This is a genomic window from Marinobacter maroccanus, from assembly GCF_002933275.1.
GTDB lineage: Bacteria > Pseudomonadota > Gammaproteobacteria > Pseudomonadales > Oleiphilaceae > Marinobacter > Marinobacter maroccanus.
Map to the genome: position 1 here is coordinate 1 of NZ_PSSX01000013.1, position 17,749 is coordinate 17,749.

At 55.0% G+C, this 17,749-nt stretch carries 17 protein-coding genes; 8 read left to right on the plus strand and 9 right to left on the minus strand.

Annotated features, from left to right (window positions below; all coding sequences use genetic code 11):
- Positions 1–330 precede the first annotated feature (330 nt).
- The 8 genes from KEHDKFFH_RS13860 to KEHDKFFH_RS13895 all read left to right on the plus strand — a co-directional run bounded on the left by KEHDKFFH_RS13860 (position 331) and on the right by KEHDKFFH_RS13895 (position 7,978).
- Entirely contained in the window at positions 331–2,031 is a 1,701-nt protein-coding gene (locus tag KEHDKFFH_RS13860; protein ID WP_104322447.1) for a BMP family ABC transporter substrate-binding protein, read from the plus strand.
- Positions 2,032–2,189: 158 nt separating this feature from the next.
- Positions 2,190–2,813 carry a hypothetical protein gene (locus KEHDKFFH_RS13865; protein WP_146084210.1) on the plus strand — a complete coding sequence of 208 codons (624 nt, stop codon included), beginning with the start codon at positions 2,190–2,192 and terminating at the stop codon, positions 2,811–2,813.
- A 102-nt stretch (positions 2,814–2,915) separates the two neighbouring features.
- Positions 2,916–3,227, plus strand: coding sequence for a hypothetical protein (locus KEHDKFFH_RS13870; RefSeq protein WP_104322449.1), 312 nt, complete (start codon positions 2,916–2,918; stop codon positions 3,225–3,227).
- A 422-nt stretch (positions 3,228–3,649) separates the two neighbouring features.
- Entirely contained in the window at positions 3,650–4,381 is a 732-nt protein-coding gene (locus tag KEHDKFFH_RS13875; protein WP_104270549.1) for an AraC family transcriptional regulator, read from the plus strand.
- Between the two features lie 85 nt (positions 4,382–4,466).
- A complete protein-coding gene (gene yddG, locus KEHDKFFH_RS13880; RefSeq protein ID WP_104322450.1) occupies positions 4,467–5,366 on the plus strand; it encodes an aromatic amino acid exporter YddG in 900 nt (299 codons plus the stop codon).
- A gap of 21 nt (positions 5,367–5,387) precedes the next feature.
- On the plus strand, positions 5,388–5,720 hold the full coding sequence (locus KEHDKFFH_RS13885; protein ID WP_104322451.1) for a tRNA-binding protein: 333 nt from the start codon (positions 5,388–5,390) through the stop codon (positions 5,718–5,720).
- Positions 5,721–5,992: 272 nt separating this feature from the next.
- A complete protein-coding gene (locus tag KEHDKFFH_RS13890; protein ID WP_104322452.1) occupies positions 5,993–6,607 on the plus strand; it encodes a tyrosine-type recombinase/integrase in 615 nt (204 codons plus the stop codon).
- A gap of 387 nt (positions 6,608–6,994) precedes the next feature.
- Positions 6,995–7,978, plus strand: a complete 984-nt coding sequence (locus tag KEHDKFFH_RS13895) for a sensor domain-containing diguanylate cyclase (RefSeq protein WP_104322453.1) — start codon at positions 6,995–6,997, stop codon at positions 7,976–7,978.
- A gap of 121 nt (positions 7,979–8,099) precedes the next feature.
- On the opposite strand, the gene mscL is transcribed toward KEHDKFFH_RS13895, so the two are convergent.
- From mscL to KEHDKFFH_RS13940, 9 genes are all read right to left on the minus strand, one after another.
- Positions 8,100–8,570, minus strand: a complete 471-nt coding sequence (gene mscL, locus KEHDKFFH_RS13900) for a large conductance mechanosensitive channel protein MscL (protein ID WP_241956506.1) — start codon at positions 8,568–8,570, stop codon at positions 8,100–8,102.
- A gap of 126 nt (positions 8,571–8,696) precedes the next feature.
- Positions 8,697–9,515 carry an ABC transporter ATP-binding protein gene (locus tag KEHDKFFH_RS13905; protein WP_104322455.1) on the minus strand — a complete coding sequence of 273 codons (819 nt, stop codon included), beginning with the start codon at positions 9,513–9,515 and terminating at the stop codon, positions 8,697–8,699.
- A 14-nt stretch (positions 9,516–9,529) separates the two neighbouring features.
- Entirely contained in the window at positions 9,530–10,606 is a 1,077-nt protein-coding gene (locus KEHDKFFH_RS13910; protein WP_104322456.1) for a FecCD family ABC transporter permease, read from the minus strand.
- Position 10,607: 1 nt separating this feature from the next.
- Complete coding sequence (locus KEHDKFFH_RS13915; protein ID WP_104322457.1) at positions 10,608–11,612, minus strand: FecCD family ABC transporter permease; 1,005 nt, start codon at positions 11,610–11,612, stop codon at positions 10,608–10,610.
- Positions 11,609–12,532 (minus strand): ABC transporter substrate-binding protein, encoded by a 924-nt coding sequence (locus KEHDKFFH_RS13920; protein WP_241956507.1) that lies wholly within the window; start codon positions 12,530–12,532, stop codon positions 11,609–11,611. The genes KEHDKFFH_RS13915 and KEHDKFFH_RS13920 overlap by 4 nt, the downstream gene beginning before the upstream one ends.
- Positions 12,532–14,475, minus strand: coding sequence for a TonB-dependent receptor family protein (locus KEHDKFFH_RS13925; protein ID WP_241956508.1), 1,944 nt, complete (start codon positions 14,473–14,475; stop codon positions 12,532–12,534). Before KEHDKFFH_RS13925 ends, KEHDKFFH_RS13920 begins: the two co-directional genes overlap by 1 nt.
- Positions 14,476–15,251: 776 nt before the next feature.
- Positions 15,252–15,716 (minus strand): DMT family transporter, encoded by a 465-nt coding sequence (locus KEHDKFFH_RS13930; RefSeq protein WP_104322459.1) that lies wholly within the window; start codon positions 15,714–15,716, stop codon positions 15,252–15,254.
- A 20-nt stretch (positions 15,717–15,736) separates the two neighbouring features.
- A complete protein-coding gene (locus tag KEHDKFFH_RS13935; RefSeq protein WP_104322460.1) occupies positions 15,737–16,129 on the minus strand; it encodes an acyl-CoA thioesterase in 393 nt (130 codons plus the stop codon).
- A gap of 119 nt (positions 16,130–16,248) precedes the next feature.
- Positions 16,249–17,718: an NAD-dependent succinate-semialdehyde dehydrogenase gene (locus tag KEHDKFFH_RS13940; protein ID WP_104322461.1), complete on the minus strand. Its 1,470-nt coding sequence runs from the start codon at positions 17,716–17,718 to the stop codon at positions 16,249–16,251.
- Positions 17,719–17,749: the final 31 nt, after the last annotated feature.

The window sequence follows — 17,749 nt, forward strand, 5'->3', positions numbered from 1 at the left end:
TGTTGGTGGCTATCTGATGGACTACTACAACCGGCAAAGACCTCATACGTTCAACGGTGGCATTTCTCCCGTTGCAGCAGAGGAAAACCTTAAAATACTGTCCGGGATTAGTTGACCACTACACATGGAAGCGATGATCCCTTATTCAAGCGCTGTTGAGCGAATGGGCGAGGAAGGCTTACCCCTGGAAATCTTGAGTCCCCGATCCAATCCGGCCGCAAGCTACAGAAAGCTGTGGAAGGAAATTAAGTCTGAGTTAGGCATGTAAATTGTCGCCTGGGCATTGCTGCATGGCTTAGGTCTGCAAAAGTCGTGTTGGAGGTAAGACAGATGAGGAAATGGATCTTACTGTTGTGGCTTGCGACGCCCGGCCTTTCAGCGGATGTCTTGCCTTCGAATTCGTTCGCACCTGCCATTTTGTTTAATTCCGCGATTGTTCTTGACGGCTCTTACAACGAGAGTCTTCTGGCTGGAATGGAACAGTTTGAGCAACAGAAAGGCCTTCCTTTCACTCAGATGGCGACTGCTGACCCGATTCTTTACCGCCAGTCTCTGGAATCCCTGGCAATGGCGGGACATTCGCCAATAATCGTGCCCGGCGGTGGCACACAGGCAATTGTTGAAGCCATCGCGCCATCATTCCCCGAAACTACCTTTATTTCGATTGGTTATCAGACGGATGCGCCGAACGTACGGTCAATCCTTTTCAGGGAGTGGGACGGTGCTTATCTTGCCGGAGTTCTGGCTGCCTACCGTAGTCCGAACCGGAAAGTCGCGTTTATGGGCGGGCTTCCGGTTCGTTCGGTAAAAGAGCTGGAGGCTGGATTCCGCGCAGGATTTAACCGTATCCTGCCGGATGGTCAGATCACCAGTCTTTATTTGTCTGAATATTCCGATCGCCCATGGGACGACGAGAGCAAGGCCAAAGAGCTCGGGAGGCAACTGTTCAGCAGTGAGCATGACATCGTGTTTGCTGCTGCAGGTAGCAGTGGCAAGGGAGCATTAGCGGCAGCCGCTGAAGCTGACAAGCTTGCGATTGGAGTGGACCAGAATCAAAACGGCATGTATCCGGGCCACGTCCTGACATCCGTTGTGAAGCATCTGGATAGAGCTGTATACGTGGCGTTGATCAGTGAACGCTGGCAACTCTGGCGTTCGCCTGTCAAAAGACTGGGACTGGCTCAGGGTGGTGTGTCCATAAGTATTGATGAAAACAATCAGCCGCTCTTATCCCAAGCCATGCTCGTGGAACTCCAGAAGAATCGGGGCCGGCTTTTAGCGGAATCGACCGGCATGGTGGGCGTCACCAACGGTGTCGATCAAGACATTGAAAAGCCGCAGTCTCTGACAGTGGCAGTTCCTGAGGAGGTTCGATTTCCCTTTATTCAAGCTGATGACTCCGGGATCACTGGAATTGCCATAGATGCTCTGGGCATGCTTAGTCGGCAATTGGGCGTAGAATTCGAGTACCGGGCTATGCCGACTCGACGAGGCGCCTATTCGCTTGGGGAATCGGTGGACGGTTTTATCGCAATCTCGCACAGTGAAGATGCTGAAAAGCGTGGCGTTTTCCCGAGGCGGGGCGGTGACGTTGATGAAGACCGAGCCTTAATGACCTGGGATCTGGCGGCTTTTCAACTGATCAATCAAGACCTCGCCGATGCTTCCATACTGCAACCGCCTATAACGATACCTCCGGGATCGGGAACAGACAATCTGAAAGAACTCCAGGGCCTCGAAAGCCACGTTATCGGTAGTGTAGAGCGGCAGTTGAATATGTTGCTCCGCAGGCATGCGAAAACGGCACTGGCAGACGCGTTGCACGCGGATCACCTTATAGATAATCGGCCCGAGTTTGCCGGAAGAATCCAAAAAGTGGCGGCATCAGTGTCCAAGGAATCAAGCTACTTGGTTTTATCGAAGGCTTTTTACCAGCAATATCCTGAATTCAGCGAGATCTTGTGGAACAGGCTGTCGGCGATTCGGGAGTCTGTCGAGCTTTGGGATGGGGTAGATCGTTATTTCCAATAAGTTTTATTCTTTGATAGCGGCTGCCCTCGTGCAAGGTCGGGCCGCTCTACAATATTTGAATCGCTTGATCGGTCGGGGTGGCACGCAGCCAATGGCCGCCGGATCACACCTTCCTGCCGTCGGTAGGTGCAGCGCTGGATGTAATGGGGTTCGTTTGGATGATTTGGGTCAAGGTTGTTGGAGTTGCCGTCGTGATGCTTGTTTCAGGCTGTACCTATGGGCCTCAAGAGGAACTGGCGCAAATTGAAAATCTGGCAGTTCGGCCTGATTCCCTCCAGTTCGCTGTAGCGGTTCGCTACGTGCGATTTCAGCCTGCAACCGGTCTTACAGCATTTCCGAATGGAGGGGTACCGAACTATCTGGAAAAGACAGCCATCGTGCATCTTGTCGATGTATCGACGGATCAAATTGTGGAGCTCGCCAGAATTGAAGCGCCTGACCTGTTAAAGACGGGGTATAGGGCTTGGCTGACGGGTTGGAGAGGGGATTCGGTATTCTTGCAGTTATCCGGTTGCCCGGGGTCTGAATGTTACGGCGATCTTTTGCGGTTTCACCATTTCGCACTCAGTCCCAACGCGGAGCCTAAAACGGTCACTGGGCGTCCAGAGGATATAGATCGGATTCCGGGTATGCTCTCTCGTGCGCCCGGTGAAAAGGTGTATATGAGAGTGAGTGCTGATTCAAAGGTAATCAGTGTACGCACTGATGATTCGGAACCTTTTACCGAACGCTACATGCTTCAGAGCTCTGGTGAGCTGGTGGCTATTGCACCCAATAGATAATTTCAGCGCGCTTCGGCCGAATTAACTGCTATGGGTCCGAAGCAGAGATGAAGAGCGCGAAATTTTTATAGTCCATGCCCAGGCTGTAAGGGATGTGACCGGATGTTTACCACAATTGATCTTTTCATAGCTTCAACCTTCATCTGCTTTGTCATGGCTGCGGTCGTCTGGTCGCGAGTCAAACCAGATGCAAAGCCCGACAGACAGGATTCTGAGGTTCGCGCTCAGCGGGCCGCCGAATTTTTTGAACAGGCTGGCCATTGGGCAAGCTTAGCTGTCAACGTCGTGATTGGTATTTTGCTCGGGGTGGTAATCAATGGCCTGGTTCAATTGATGTTTACTGGGGCTTGGGCTGCGGTGTTCAACATTGCAGTTTTATCCGCTGCGCTGTTTTTTTATCGTTTTCTTGCATGACCGCTTGGGTAAAAAGCTTTTTCCGAGTGGGATACGGCCAGCACGTAGACCTGAGAGGGTGCGTGAAACACCGCTGTTGCGGCGTCTTAGCCTGCCTGCAGGTCTTGTTCTTGGTGTTGTCCTCGCCAGTCTCGGGCTGGATGATTATCTCTCTGGCTGGCTCTTGTGATTCCCCAATGTCCGGAATCAGCCGCATAGCATTATCCCAATCTGAATGTTCGCTTTGCGACCGTCCCGCATCTCAGGCAATACCTAAAAAAAGCGGACATTCTAGCCATAAATCGTTTAGGCGTGGTTCACGAGATACTTCGCCACTGCCAATTTCCCGCGTTTTCACTATGAACCGGTCGGATCCCGGATGAGAGATGGATGAAAGAGTGGTTCTGTGATGACTATCATGTGTTTCTGATTATACTGGTCGCATGAAGCACTCTGAGATCGGCTTGCATATACGAACCTACGAGGACGAGGGAAAAAGCCACTCCCACGACCATCACCAACTGGTATTGCCGTTGGTGGGAACGTTATCTCTGTCAGTAGATGCCAAGGAAGGGGAGGTTGCGCAGCATCGAGCGGCAATTATTCCTGCGGGAATTGGCCATGGATATGCTGCGACCGACGATAATCGGTTTTTGGTTGCAGACGTCCCCGAAGGCTTGGCCCCGGCGCTAGACAAGCTACCTTGTTTCGTAGACCTCGATCCAGCATTGCTCCATTACGTCCAGTTCCTTCACGCACAGCTCCAAAATGGGACTGAGTCGGATTTTACCCAGCATCAAATGCTGCTCCTGCTGATTCAGTTGCTTCAGGAGCGCCATGGAAGTCAGCTGAAGCTGGACCGCAGAGTCCACGCCGCGAAACAATTTCTGGACGAACACTTCAGCCGACCGCTGTCCTTGGCCGAGGCGGCTGCCGTGGCACATCTGAGCATTCGGCAGTTGAACGATCTGTTTCGGCGCCAGGTCGGCATGACGCCGCATCAATACCTCACGGAATTACGAATGAAAGAAGCTTGGCGGCTTTTGGAGCAGTCGGGGCGCAGCGTCCAGCGAGTTGCCGACGCTGTTGGCTATTCATCGTTATCGGCCTTTAGCGACCGGTTCAGAGCCCACTTTGGCAAAGCGCCCAGCCACTTCCGCCGTATTTCGAAATAGTTCCGCCAGGATTTGAAAGTTCCTGTCCTTCGCACTGGATACCCTTCTGAAATCATTCAAACGTGAGAATTTCGGGGAGAGTTTCATGGCATCCGTTAACGCCGCAACCTGGATCGGGTCGATTTCCGTTCTGTTATGGGGCACTTTGGCATTGCTGACCAAGCTTTCCGGTGGCGAGATTCCAGAGTTCCAGCTCATGGCCATGACCTTCGGCATCGCTTTCCTGTTGATGTGCAGCCGTTGGGTCTTCTCGGGACATTCCGGTGTGCATTATTTACGGCAATCGCCGCTTGCATGGTGCATCGGTATCGTTGGTTTGTTCGGTTATCACTTTGCCTACTTCAAGGCCATGACACTGGCCCCGGCCGTTGAAGTCAGCCTTCTGGCTTACCTCTGGCCGCTGCTGATCGTCCTGCTGTCGGCCTTCCTGCCGGGCGAGAAGCTACGAGCTCAGTACATCGTTGGGGCCCTGGTTGCCCTGGCAGGTTGTTGGTTGTTGATCAGCCGTAATGCCGACGGATTTGCATGGGAGAACCTGCCGGGTTACCTGGTGGCTCTGTCCTGTGCTCTGATCTGGTCATCTTATTCCGTTCTCAGCAGACTGGTTCGCTCGGTACCGACCGATGCAGTGGGCTGGTTCTGCGGTGTTACGGCCATTCTGGCGTTGATTTGCCACCTTTTGTGGGAGGAAACGGTATGGCCAGAAGGCGTACTTCAATGGATTGGCCTGGTCGGACTGGGCCTCGGACCGGTGGGCGTAGCCTTCTTCACCTGGGACCATGGTGTAAAACACGGAAACATCCAGTTACTGGGAACCCTGGCATACAGTGCGCCACTCATTTCAGTGATCCTTTTGATCCTTGCCGGATTCGGCGAGGCTACGGTTGCGGTGTTGAGTGCCAGCATTCTGATCGTCATTGGTTCTTTGATCGCGGGTCGTGCGAAAAGCCGGACGGTCGCCGAGCCAGAATTGTTAACAGACTAACTACGTCGAAGGAGCAGTGAGATGATTACTTGGGACGATTTCGAGAAGGTTGAACTGCGGATCGGGACCATCATTGAAGTGACGGATTTTCCCGAGGCGCGCAAGCCTGCATATAAATTGCGAGTGGATTTCGGGTCGGACATTGGTATTCGTAAATCGAGTGCACAGCTTACGGACCTATATGGCAAGGATGATCTAATCGGCAAGCAGGTTCTTGCCGTCACCAATTTCCCGCCCAAACAGATCGGCCCTTTTTTGTCGGAGTGCCTGGTCACTGGCGTGCAGACGCAGAAGGGCGCAGTTACCTTGGTAAGACCGGATGCGCAGGTGGATAACGGGGAACGCTTGTTCTGAGTTTCGGCGGCTTACACATCACAGGCCAACCGGTATTCAAGTTCAAGCGAGGGTGATGCATGGGACAAAGTCTCGTGTGCTGGCAATGGTGAGCGGAAAGCTCACCGTTGCAGCGCTCCAATGCACTTCCCTCCGATTCGCGGCTCCAAAATAGCCGCAAAGCTCCGCGTAATCGTCAAATCCAAATCTCCGCTTTGCGACCAGGTTGGACAACAGGAAACAATTTTTTGAGCCATACTTAATGGCCCTTACCCTCCGAAGAGGGCCACACCATGACATTTCCTATCAGCAAAGCTCCCTGGAACAAGGGAAAGCTTGTTGGCCAGAAACTACCGCTCAAACTCGAACAAATATGGGCTATCCGTATTCGGTTGGAGATTGCTAAGAACATCCGAGAGCTGGCGATGTTCAACATGGCAATTGATTGCAAGCTCCGGTCCTGCGATTTGGTAAAGCTCTTGGTTCGAGATATTTCCAGAAACGGAGAGGTTCTGGATCGGGCGCAAGTCACTCAGCAGAAAACCAGTCAACCTGTTCAATTTGAGATAACGAAAAAGACGCGCGAATCGGTCGAAGCGTGGATCGAATTGCGCGGACTCTCAGGTATGGATTATTTGTGGCCGAGTCGGATGAGAAAGTTCGACCACATCACTACCCATCAATATGCCCGTCTCGTCAAAAAATGGATAACCAGCATTGGACTTGATCCTTCAGTCTACGCAACCCATTCGATGAGACGTAGCAAAGCTACATTGATCTACAAGAAGACCAAAAATCTGCGAGCTGTACAGTTGCTGTTAGGACACACGAACATGTCGAGCACCGTGCGATACCTTGGCGTCGAAGTCGAGGATGCTCTGGAGATAGCTGAGAGTATTGAGATCTAAATGCGTAACTTGGCTCCTTGGTCGCTGGATGTTGCAGACGCTGCCAGGTCCGGTCGATGATCACCTTCGGGTTTCGATCAGGCTCCTTCAGTCGTAAACAAAAGCGAACATTGAGATGTGGCTCTTAGCGCATTTATTGTGAGCCTTCCTGTCTCGCGGAGATCACCGACAGTTGTCGCAAAAATTCGTTGAGTAAACTCTCAGGGCTTAAAAGCCTATGAAATTTATGAAATAGTGAAAAGGGGCAATATCTGCCGCGCTCGTTGGCGTTAATAGTGGAAAAAAGCCCCGGTTCCGATAGCATGTTAGAGATAATCGCCAGATCGTCTATCCAAGCATTTGCGCGGATAGGATCAGGACTGTGTTGATCCACAGGAGTTCATCACCGTGACGTCTGCGCTGAACGACATTGAACCGGCCGATATCCATCTGTTGACCGGCATGCTGGACACCATGACGGACCATGTATTTCTACTACGTATCGAAGCGGGACGGTACCGCCTGGTCTACTGCAACCAGGCCATGGAGCGGTTCATGAACCAGTCGGACACCCTGTTGTGCGGACTTTTTCTCGATGACATAGTCTCCGACTCAGTTCTTTACGGGAAGATTGCAGGTAATTACCAGCGCGCCATTGCTGCGGGCCATGTGATTTGTTACGAGGAGAGCACCGAGGGGTTCGATTCGGCACCCGTCACCATCTTTGAAACCAGTGTTTCACCCTTGCGTGGGCGTGACGGCAGTTCGGTGTATATATGTGGTATTTCCAGGGACATCACTGCCCGCCGTGATGCTGAAACAGCCCTTCAAAAAACCAATGAAAAACTGGCCCAGCAGCTTGCTGAAAACCATCGTTTGCACGAAAAGCTCCACGAGGAAGCCATGCGCGACCCTCTGACCAATCTTTTCAACCGGCGCTACTTCCTGGAAAGCCTAAGCCGTGAACTGAATCGGGCGCAACGAGAACAACACTCCGTTACCCTAATGATGCTGGACATTGATTATTTCAAATCACTCAACGACGAATATGGCCACGCTGTTGGTGATCAGGTGCTGATTGAGTTCAGCCAGAGGCTGCTGGAGGGGATGCGCAAAGCCGATGTAGTCTGCCGCTGGGGCGGCGAAGAATTTCTGATCATGATGCCTGGGTTATCGCAGGAAGACGCATACAAACGCATGATCCAGTGGCGGGAAGCCAATAGCCCGATGGTTTTCAGAGTGGCAGACCAAAGCGTTTCTATTCGTTTCTCATCCGGCTTGGCTACCGCGCCGGAGAATGGGGCATCGTCGGACGAATTGATTAACGCCACTGATAGGGCGCTGTATTTAGCGAAGGCCGCGGGGCGGGATCAGGTTCAGTTGTTTGGATAATTACTTTCAGCGTTTGCTTGAGGGTATGATCGAATTCTTGCGATGGCTTGCAAGCGCTCATTGGGATATTGTCTGGCTTTGGGATCGGGCATTGACGGGGAGTCAGTTAGTTGGCCAAGCATCATGCGGCCCCAGATTTAATCTCCGATGTGCAATAGGGGCATCTCGCAGCGTCTTTATGCACCTTCGAGAAACAAAACGGACAGTCTTTGGTTTTTATTTCCTCTTTAATCACCTCTTTCTGCCTGACTCTATTAATCCCTTTTACCAGCAGGAACGCGATCCAGGAAACGATCAAAAAGCTGATAAAGCTGTTCAGAAACACCCCATAGCTTAGCGTGACAGCACCTGCCTTATTGGCTTGTTCCAGCGTTAGATATGGTCCAGCTGTTTTGCCCTCCTTCAACACGATAAACAAGTCAGCCAGATCCACATCGCTGGTGATCATCCCCAATATCGGAGCGATCACATTAGCCACAAGGCTGCTTGCAATGGTCGCGAACGCCCCACCAACTACGATACCAACCGCCATATCAAGAACATTGCCTTTCAGAGCGAAGGCCTTATATTCCTGTATGATTTTCTTCATCATCCCTCTCCCTTTTTACTGCTAATCGACGAGCCGCGCATTCCTCTCTCCCCCCGACACTGTCGTGCCAATGAAGTCTAGCCGATGATCGCGGAACGATGGCAGTAGCGGTTGGCCAGCAGCCCTGAACTAAGGGTGAGCGGAACAATGAGGGCTATGCTGGGGTAGGCTCTTTGCCGATTCGGCAAATCCAGAACAAGACGGACGACCGTCCGGTCCGTTGGTAACGCGGGTATACACCCGAAATACCCGGTTGATCAGGGGCTCGGTAATAACCTCCCTGGGGCTACCGATTGTGTCGAGCTGGCCGCCGGCCAGCACGGCAATCCGGTCCGCAAATTGTGCAGCCTGGTTGAGATCGTGGAGCGACATCACCACGGTTAAGCCGTGCTCCCGATTCAGCTTGGACAGCAGTTCCAGTACTTCCAGCTGGTATCCCCAGTCCAGGAACGTGGTAGGTTCATCCAGCAGCAGAATATCGGTTTCCTGGGCCAGGGCCATGGCGATCCATACCCGCTGTTGTTGCCCTCCGGAAAGCGCTTCCACCGGCCGCTCCGCCAGATCCGAGACCCCGGTCATTGCCATGGCCTCAAGAATCGCGTTGTCGTCGGTGATGAGGTTTCGTTGCCACCATTTCCGGTGCGGGAAACGCCCCAGAGCTACCAGATCCCGAGCCCGGATACCATCTGGCACAATCGGCTTCTGTGGCAGCATGGCAAGCCTGAGGGCTAATTTGCGCCGGTCCCACTGCTCCACCGGCTGGTCGTCCAGGTAAACCTGACCGGACCGGGCCGGTAGCAGGCCCGCGAAACTTTTCAGCAAGGTACTTTTACCCGACCCATTAGGGCCCAGCAGGCAGGTGATCCCGCCTTCAGGAATCGCTAGCGAAACCTTGTTCACAACCGGTTTGTCGCCGTAGGCAAGTGAGAGCTGCTCGGTTCGTAACATGGCGGATCCCGACCTCAGGTTTGACGCGAAAGCAGATAAAGGAAAAACGGTACGCCAAGGACGGCGGAAACCACGCCCACGGGTACCTCATAGGGCGTAAACACTGTTCGGCCGAGTAAATCCGCCAGAACAGCCAGTACCGCCCCCAAAAGAACACATAACACCAACTGGACCGGAAGGTTGGCGCCTGCCAGTCGGCGGCTGATGTGGGGGATCAGCAGGCCTATGAAGCCAACGGGCCCCACCACTCCGACGGCGCTGGCCGCCAGCAGGGTGGCTATCAGCAGCGCAAAGGCACGCCAGCGGTTCAGGCCCAGGCCCAAAGTGCGTGAGTGTTGGTCATCGAGTTGCATCACGCTCAGTGGGCGCATGAGCAAAACCACACCGATCATCCCGATGAGTGTCCAGGGCAACAGTGCATGCAGGTGCTGCCATTCGGCACCGTAAAGAGAGCCGGCCAGCCACTGGGCAACCAGCTCGGTGTGGGCGTGGCCCCAGAAGGCCAGGACACCGGTGGTCAGTGCGTGCAGCATGCCGGCGACGACCGCGCCAGTCAGGGTCATCTTGACCGGCGACAGATGGCCATGTCGCATGCCAAGGAAGTACACCGCGAGCGCCGTCACCAGCCCGCCTGCCATGGCAAAGAGTGGCAAATACTGAAGGGCAAACGAGGTATTGCTGTAGGGGTTCTCGCTGGAAACCAGCCAATCGCCAATGATGAAAGCGATGACGGCTACAAGACTGGCGCCAGCGGAGATGCCGAGAATGCCGGCTTCTGCCAACGGATTGCGGCTAAGCAACTGTAACAGCCACCCTGAGAGGGCGAAGTGAATACCGATGAGGGCGCCGGTCAGGGTACGGGGCAACCGTAGTTCGAAGACCACTCGCTGCACGTGTTGCGAGCTGTCTCCGGTCAGCCCGGCCCACACCTGGGACCAGGTCAGGTCCACTGCCCCCAGCTGGACGCCGGCGATGATGACAACAACCAGGCTGAGTCCGCCAGTCAGAAGTAGTCTGCTAACTGGGCCGGTGCCTGGGGATTGGACGCCGTGGGCACCTGCTGGGGGACGTGTCGTAACCGGATTGGTCACCTTAAGCGCTCCTGGGCGAGGTTCGCGAATTGAGAAGGTAAATCAGCCAGGGGGCCCCGATCAGGGCGGTCAGCATGCCGACGGGCAACTCCTGCGGGAAGGCCAGCTGTCGTGCCATGATATCGGCTGCCAGCAATAACAGCCCTCCAAACAGAGCACTTAGGGGCAGCCAGTGCTGGATCTGGTTGCCGGCCAGCCGCCGGGCAATGTGCGGTGCCACCAGGCCAATGAACACGATCGGACCGGTGAAGGCGACCAGCGCGGCGGCCAGCAGCAAGGCCAGCAGCAGAAACGTCAGACGCCAGCGGCCGACAGCCAGCCCCATGGCCAGCGCCAGATCGTCATCCAGCTGCAGTAAGCGGAAGGGTCTCTGCATGACAAACAGGGCGCCGAGCGGAAGCAGCAGCCAGGGCAGCACCATCTGGAGCTGGAGCCAGCCCCGTCCCATCAGGCTGCCCGCCAGCCAATAATACAGCTCCGCCGCCTCCGCACCCGATACCAGCAGAAGGCCCGTGGTGAGTGCAGTAGCCAGTGACGTGACGGCTATGCCGGCAAGTACAATGCGCTCGGGCTGAAGCTGACGGCGGCCAGCGATGGCAAACGTCAGAGCACCACCGAGCAGGCCTCCGGCAAGGGCCATCAGCGGCAGCCACAGTGCGCCCGGCGAACTCAGGGTTCGAAGCGACACCACCGCCAGGGCAGCAGATGCAATCACGCCGGTCAGTCCTGGGGATGCCAGCGAGTTCCGCGTAACGCCCTGCATCACGGCACCTGCAACCCCTAGCGCCGCACCACCAAGAATACCGAGCAGGTTGCGCGGCAGCCGCAGCTCCAGCACGGTGATGCGCGTCAGCAGATCGCTGCTGCCGTCGATGGCTGACAGCAACGAGGTCGGCGACACCCATTGGGAGCCCGCCATCAGGCCAACGAAGAACAGCAGCACGAGGAGAAATACCGTTGCTCCATAGAGGCCCATCGAGCGTTTGGCTGAATCGTCACCCGTCATTTGCCGGGTTCCGACGTCAGCAGCAGACGCTGAATGTCGTCCAGGATCCGCTCCCGGGCAATCGGGCCGGCACCTTCTTTCCAGTAGTGCGGCACTTCGTAGACCTGGCCCGTGCGCACGGCCTTGAGGTAGGGCCAGATGGGATTCATCGTGAATGCGCGCTGACGACTGGTGGGTAACAGGAGGATGCTGTCCGGATTGAGTTTCAGCAGTGCCTCAAGACTGATCCGGTAGCCCAGCGGGATGCCGCTGTCGGGATTGGGCGGCTGGCCACCGACATTGTCAAAGCCCAAGCGCTCCAGCAGGGCTGTGGGCAGAAAGTGGTCGTAATAGACAAACGGGGTTTCACTGCCGCTGGTCAGCAGCGCCACGGTATAGGTGGGCTTCCCCTTGTTGCGCTCCGCGAGCGATTGAACGCGCTCCAGAAACCGATCGTTGAGTGCGGCGGCTTTGGTTGGCTTACCGAGCGCCTGACCCGCCAGCGTCACTGCCCGAAGGCTGTCCTGAATCGTGATCAGGTCCAGTGCCAGGAGTGGGGCAATGGCCTGGATCTGGTCACCGTCTTTCTCGGTATAACGGCGAATGGCGATGACAAGATCCGGCCGGACCGACGACAGAACTTCCAGGTTGGGCTGGTGCCTCGGCCCGAGGCTGCGAACACCGCGTAACTGCGACGCCAGGTACTCGGGTACCCCCTGGAGTCCATAGTCAGTGACCGCCACCGGCACAGTACCCAGCGCCATTGCAACATCGGCCCCGAAGGTCGAAATCGCCGCAGGTTGGGTTGCCGGTGCGGACAACCGCAGGGTTTCCCCGCGGTCATCCGTCAGCCGGATATCGTGGTTGTCCGCCCACCCTGAAACAGGTGAAAGCAGGACAACCAGCAGGATCGTTGCAATCCGCTTCCTTAAAGAGGCCATCAGAAATCGAGTTGCGCCTCAAGGATGAAGCTTCGGCCCGGCTGGGGCACGCGGCCGACCGGGCTGACGTCCACGCCCCGGAAGTAGTAGTCCTCATCCAGCAGGTTGTTGACGGCCACGCCAAGGTTCAGCACACGATCACCGCCAACCGCGAAATCGCGACCGACTCTGGCCGTAACCAGATGGTAATCCGGCAACTCACCGGCACTGCCATTGCTGGTTTCTTCTTCAGTGTTGTCCGCATCGCTGTAGCTTTCGCTGACGTACACCCAGTTCAGGCTGGCGTCCCAGGCCTGGTAGCGGTAAACCGCATCAGCGCTGACCTTGTGAGTTGGCGCGTTGGGCAGTTCATTGCCTTCGTTATCGCCGGAAAGCTGTTCGGTATCCAGGAAGGTATAGCCCAGGCCCAGTTCCCACTGGCTGCCGACGTTCCAGCGGTTTGCCAGCTCGACACCCTGATGGCGGGTTTCTCCCAGGTTCTCGAAACGGCTGGTCGAACGGTTGAACTGAATCTGGTCCTCATAATCGATGCGGAACATCGTGGCTGAAGAGAACAGGTCCGGAGCGACCTGCAGGCGTGCGCCCAGCTCATGGTTCCACGCAGTTTCATTGGCGACTGCGCCTTCACGGGTGGTCTGGGCAATCTGGACCGGTACCAGAGAGCGCTGGCTGTTGGCAAAGACAAACAGATCATCAGACGCCTGATAGCCGACGGTCAGGCCCGGCAAAAACTCCTCAGCGCTGTTTTCCTCGGTGTTGCCACTGAGGTTGTCGCGGAAATCCATATCAACGTCTTCGTAGCGCAGGCCCGGCGTCACCGTCAGACGGTCATCCAGAAACGACACGGTATCACTGACGTAAAATGCCGCGGCCCGGGTGTCCAGGTGCCAGTCCCGTGCCACAGAACGGTTACCGGAGGAAAACTCCAGCCGATTGACGTCGAATTCCACATCCTCGCTGACAAATCGCGCGCCCAGGGTAATGTCGTGCCGGCCATGGCGGATGGCGAGCCGGGGCTCCGTGCTCAACACGGTGAACAGCCGGGGCGAATCCGCAACGTGGGTGGAGTCCAGCCCCGGGTCCGCCCAATGGCCGGTGCCGCTGAGGTTCTGGCCGAAGAAAAAGGTGCGGTCGGCATCATGCACGAAATTGCGCCACTGGAATTCCACGTTGTCCGCAGGCGTGTACGTCCAGGTGAAAGTAGCGCGACTCATGTCCGCTTCGTAGCCATCGTATGGGCGCTGGCTCTGGGTACGGTTCTGCTCATAGGCTTGCGGGGTCAGGGCGCCGGGAAGTTCGGCATCGACACGGTAATACTGCAGCTGCGAGGCGAGTTCGTTCTGGTCGTTCAGGTAGTAGCGGGCGTCCAGGATCAGGTTATCCACTTCGGTGTCGGAGTGGTCGCGAAAGCCGTCCCCGCGCTGGACGTTGGCCTGGAACTGCAGGTCAAGCTTGTCGGTCGCCCGGCCTCCGACCCGGTAATAGGTATCGGTAAAGACATTGCCGGTTTCTTCCGCGATGGTCACCCGCTCACGAAGGGTATGGGAGGTTTCCGCCGGAATCGGTTTGGTGACGAAATTCACCACGCCGCCCACGTTATTGGGGCCGTAATGAACGGAGGCACCGCCCCGGACAATATCCACGGCTTCCAGGCTTGGAAGGGTAACGGGGAACAGTGATACGCCCACGTTGCTGTAGGGACCGATGGCAATGGGATAACCATCCACCAGAATCTGAAGCCGTTCACTACGTAGCGGGTTCAGGCCGCGCACGCCAATGTTGGGCAGGATGCCCGTGCCGGTTTCGTCCAGGACCGTGACACCGGGTACCGGACGCAGGGCGTCTTCCAGATTCAGAGCTCCGGTGTCCTGGAGTTCTTCTTCCTCCACCACTGTGCGGGCACCCGTGTAGGTTCTTTCAGATTCTTCCGTCGGCGGTCCCAACCAATCAGCGGTAACCTCAAGGCCAGGGAGCAGGGCGGGCGTTTGTTCTTGGGCTTGTACAATCGCGGGGGAGGCAACCGTCGCAAGAAAAGAAACCGATAGAAAGGTTGAGCCAGCGGAACGGCTCACGCGAGGACGTCGATTTGGCGATGATGATTGACCGGGTGTTGGCATTGGGATCTCCAGCAGTGGTATGATTATGTATGCGCATCATACTGATAATAATTCGCATTACAATGCCGAAAGAAGACGGGGGCGGCAAAGACCATCATTTATCGTCTTCGAACTCCTCACCTCATTTTGATCTCAATCAAATTAATGGGGGTAGTTGGCCACACAATTGCAGATTTACACTCGTAATCTCATTTTCACATTGAGCTGCATCTACTGGTGTGCCTCGGAGGACCTCATAGGATTTAGCCGGACTCCGAAGATTTGTCGTTGGATCAGTGCCAGGAAACTGGAAACCAACGTCGAACCAATTGCTAACGTACTTCATCAATGGACGCTTGCGCATCGTTAGAGAGTGCCGGACAGATCTGGAAGGGCCAAAGCCACTGATTACAGCCGCAAACATAGGGCATCGCTTACCCGCTAATAACAGCTAGGTCAAAAACTAAACCCCGCCCCGGGGCCGATCAAACTGCCTGTTCGCGGACTCGCTGCTCTGTGATTACCATGCTGCTGCAGTCATGATATTGATACAATCAGGTAATCTGAGCAATGGAATTAACCCCGGGGTAGAAACCGACCCCTTAAAGAGCGCTGCTTGCTATTCATCTTGCTCCGCCCGGGACCTTATTCAGTACCAGGAAAACACCGATTGTCATCACGCCCAACCCAGTAAGCCTCTTTAGGCTCATGGTGAACTTCTGAACGCCCATCAATCCGAAATGATCGATGAGGCTCATTGCGATGAGCTGTCCCAGCAATACGAAAGCTATTGCATTGGATATGCCGAAGCGAGGCGCTACCCAGGTGATTGTCAGAATATAGAAGAGGACAAAGAAACCGCCAAAGTAAAAGTACACGGGAACATTGGCAGGGAAAATTTTCTCAGGAAAACCCTCTGTGGTGATCAAATAAGAAATCGCTAAGACCAGGGCAACGAAAAAGAGAATCGTTGCGGCAAGGGCCGGGCTCTGAAGTCTCGCGCCGAGTCCACCGTTTAGCGTTGCCATCACAGGTATTCCTATCCCCGCGACCAGCATGAGCAGGGCATAGGCGATTGAACTGTTCATTTTCTATCCTCAGGAGATTTTCAAATTTCTTCTGCACTAACTTGGGCGGCCAAGATTTCCTTAAGGCAGTGGCGAATTTGTGCAGGCATGGGTACAGAGCAATTTTGGTCACGGTCCACGAAAACGTGCACCACTTGACCATGGGCTGCGGCTTCTTCTTCCGATTCTCTGAAAATACCTAACTCATAAGTAACGGAACTGTTCCCAAGCTTCGAGACCCTGAGACCGACTGAAATTGAATCTGGATATGCAACGGGGCGTCGGAATTGGCAGGATGAGCTAACGACATAGCCCACTATTTTGGCCGAGTGAATATCGAGGCCACCTTGCTCGATTAGGTATCGATTAATCGTTGAGTCGAAATAGGAGTAATAGGTAACGTTGTTCACGTGTCCGTATACATCGTTGTCCATCCAGCGGGTGTAGACGGGGTAGAAAACCGAGAAATCCTGTCGATTCACCTTGGCCCTCCAAGAGTATAACTTTGGGCGCCTCGATTCCTGACATCGGGGCACCCTGGTTTATTTGGGATTTATTTCATTCCGCCCAGGCACAGGTATTTAAGCTCCATGTACTCATCCAGACCGTAGTGGGAGCCTTCCCGGCCAAGGCCGCTTTCCTTTACCCCGCCAAATGGAGCCACTTCTGTAGAGATAATGCCTTCGTTGACGCCAATCATTCCTGATTCCAGTTCTTCCGCCATGCGCCATACACGATGGATATCCCGGCTGTAAAAATAGGCTGATAAGCCGAACTCGGAATCATTTGCCATGGAGATTGCCTCGTCGTCGGTTCCAAACCTGAACAACGGCGCAACGGGCCCGAAAGTCTCCTCTCGGGCGATCAGCATTTCCTGCGTGGCATCGGTGAGGATTGTGGGTTCAAAGAAGGTACCGCCGAGGGCATGAGCTTGGCCACCCATAACAACCTTTGCCCCCTTCGATTTAGCGTCTTCAATGTGTCGTTTGACCTTAGTAAGCGCGGCATCGTTGATGAGTGGGCCCTGCTGCGTTTCGCCTTCGAGGCCGGGACCCACCACCATTTTACTGACCGCAGTCTTTAGTTTCTCGGTAAAGGCGTTGTAAACGCCGGCCTGAACGTAAACTCGGTTTGCGCAGACGCAGGTCTGTCCTGTGTTGCGGTATTTCGAGGCCATAAGGCCTGCAACAGCCGCATCCAAATCGGCATCATCGAAAACAATGAAGGGGGCATTGCCACCAAGTTCCAAGCTGACCTTTTTGACGGTGTCGCTCGCTTGTCGCATCAGGAGCTTTCCGACCGGCGTAGATCCGGTAAACGAAACCTTGCGCACAATAGGATTACCTGTCAGCTCGCTACCTACAGAGACTGCATTAGGTTTGGAACATGTGATGATGTTGATCAGACCGGCCGGTACACCGGCTTCTTCCGCCAGTGCGGTGATGGCCAATGCGGAGAGAGGTGTATCCTCGGCGGGCTTCACCACTACAGGGCAGCCCGCAGCGAGAGCTGGCGCAACTTTACGAGTAATCATCGCTATCGGAAAGTTCCACGGAGTGATAGCCGCTACTACACCAACCGGTTGTTTGATGACAACAATGCGTTTGTCCTTTCCATGCCCTGGTATGACATCGCCGTAAGCCCGTTTCGCTTCCTCGGCGAACCATTCGATAAAGCTTGCACCGTAACCAACTTCGCCTCGGGATTCCGCCAGAGGCTTTCCTTGCTCAGCGGTCATCAGACGAGCAAGATCCTCTTGGTTGGCCATGAGTAGATTGAACCATTTGCGCAGTATGTTGGCTCGTTCTTTAGCCGGGGTGGAACGCCATGCCGGCCAGGCGGCTTCTGCCGCCTCAATCGCTACACGAGTGTCGGTATCATCCATGTCCGGCACCGTTGCCAACTGATCACCGTTGGCCGGATTGGTCACGGCAAAAGTCTTCCCCGATTTAGCCATTATCCATTGGCCATTGATATATGCCTGTTCGCGCAGAAGTTCGCGATTCTTTAATTCAAGAGACATGAGTAACCTCAATCAATTAAAAATTTGACCG

Excerpts from the sequence above, each read along its gene's own strand:
- KEHDKFFH_RS13875 (WP_104270549.1), top strand. The coding sequence starts at position 3,650 with ATGAAGCACTCTGAGATCGGCTTGCATATACGAACCTACGAGGACGAG.
- KEHDKFFH_RS13885 (WP_104322451.1), top strand. The coding sequence starts at position 5,388 with ATGATTACTTGGGACGATTTCGAGAAGGTTGAACTGCGGATCGGGACC.
- KEHDKFFH_RS13915 (WP_104322457.1), bottom strand. The coding sequence starts at position 11,612 with ATGACGGGTGACGATTCAGCCAAACGCTCGATGGGCCTCTATGGAGCA.
- KEHDKFFH_RS13940 (WP_104322461.1), bottom strand. The coding sequence starts at position 17,718 with ATGTCTCTTGAATTAAAGAATCGCGAACTTCTGCGCGAACAGGCATAT.
- KEHDKFFH_RS13890 (WP_104322452.1), top strand. The coding sequence starts at position 5,993 with ATGACATTTCCTATCAGCAAAGCTCCCTGGAACAAGGGAAAGCTTGTT.
- KEHDKFFH_RS13905 (WP_104322455.1), bottom strand. The coding sequence starts at position 9,515 with ATGTTACGAACCGAGCAGCTCTCACTTGCCTACGGCGACAAACCGGTT.
- mscL (WP_241956506.1), bottom strand. The coding sequence starts at position 8,570 with ATGATGAAGAAAATCATACAGGAATATAAGGCCTTCGCTCTGAAAGGC.
- KEHDKFFH_RS13930 (WP_104322459.1), bottom strand. The coding sequence starts at position 15,716 with ATGAACAGTTCAATCGCCTATGCCCTGCTCATGCTGGTCGCGGGGATA.
- KEHDKFFH_RS13860 (WP_104322447.1), top strand. The coding sequence starts at position 331 with ATGAGGAAATGGATCTTACTGTTGTGGCTTGCGACGCCCGGCCTTTCA.
- KEHDKFFH_RS13865 (WP_146084210.1), top strand. The coding sequence starts at position 2,190 with ATGATTTGGGTCAAGGTTGTTGGAGTTGCCGTCGTGATGCTTGTTTCA.
- yddG (WP_104322450.1), top strand. The coding sequence starts at position 4,467 with ATGGCATCCGTTAACGCCGCAACCTGGATCGGGTCGATTTCCGTTCTG.
- KEHDKFFH_RS13935 (WP_104322460.1), bottom strand. The coding sequence starts at position 16,129 with ATGGACAACGATGTATACGGACACGTGAACAACGTTACCTATTACTCC.
- KEHDKFFH_RS13920 (WP_241956507.1), bottom strand. The coding sequence starts at position 12,532 with ATGGCCTCTTTAAGGAAGCGGATTGCAACGATCCTGCTGGTTGTCCTG.
- KEHDKFFH_RS13870 (WP_104322449.1), top strand. The coding sequence starts at position 2,916 with ATGTTTACCACAATTGATCTTTTCATAGCTTCAACCTTCATCTGCTTT.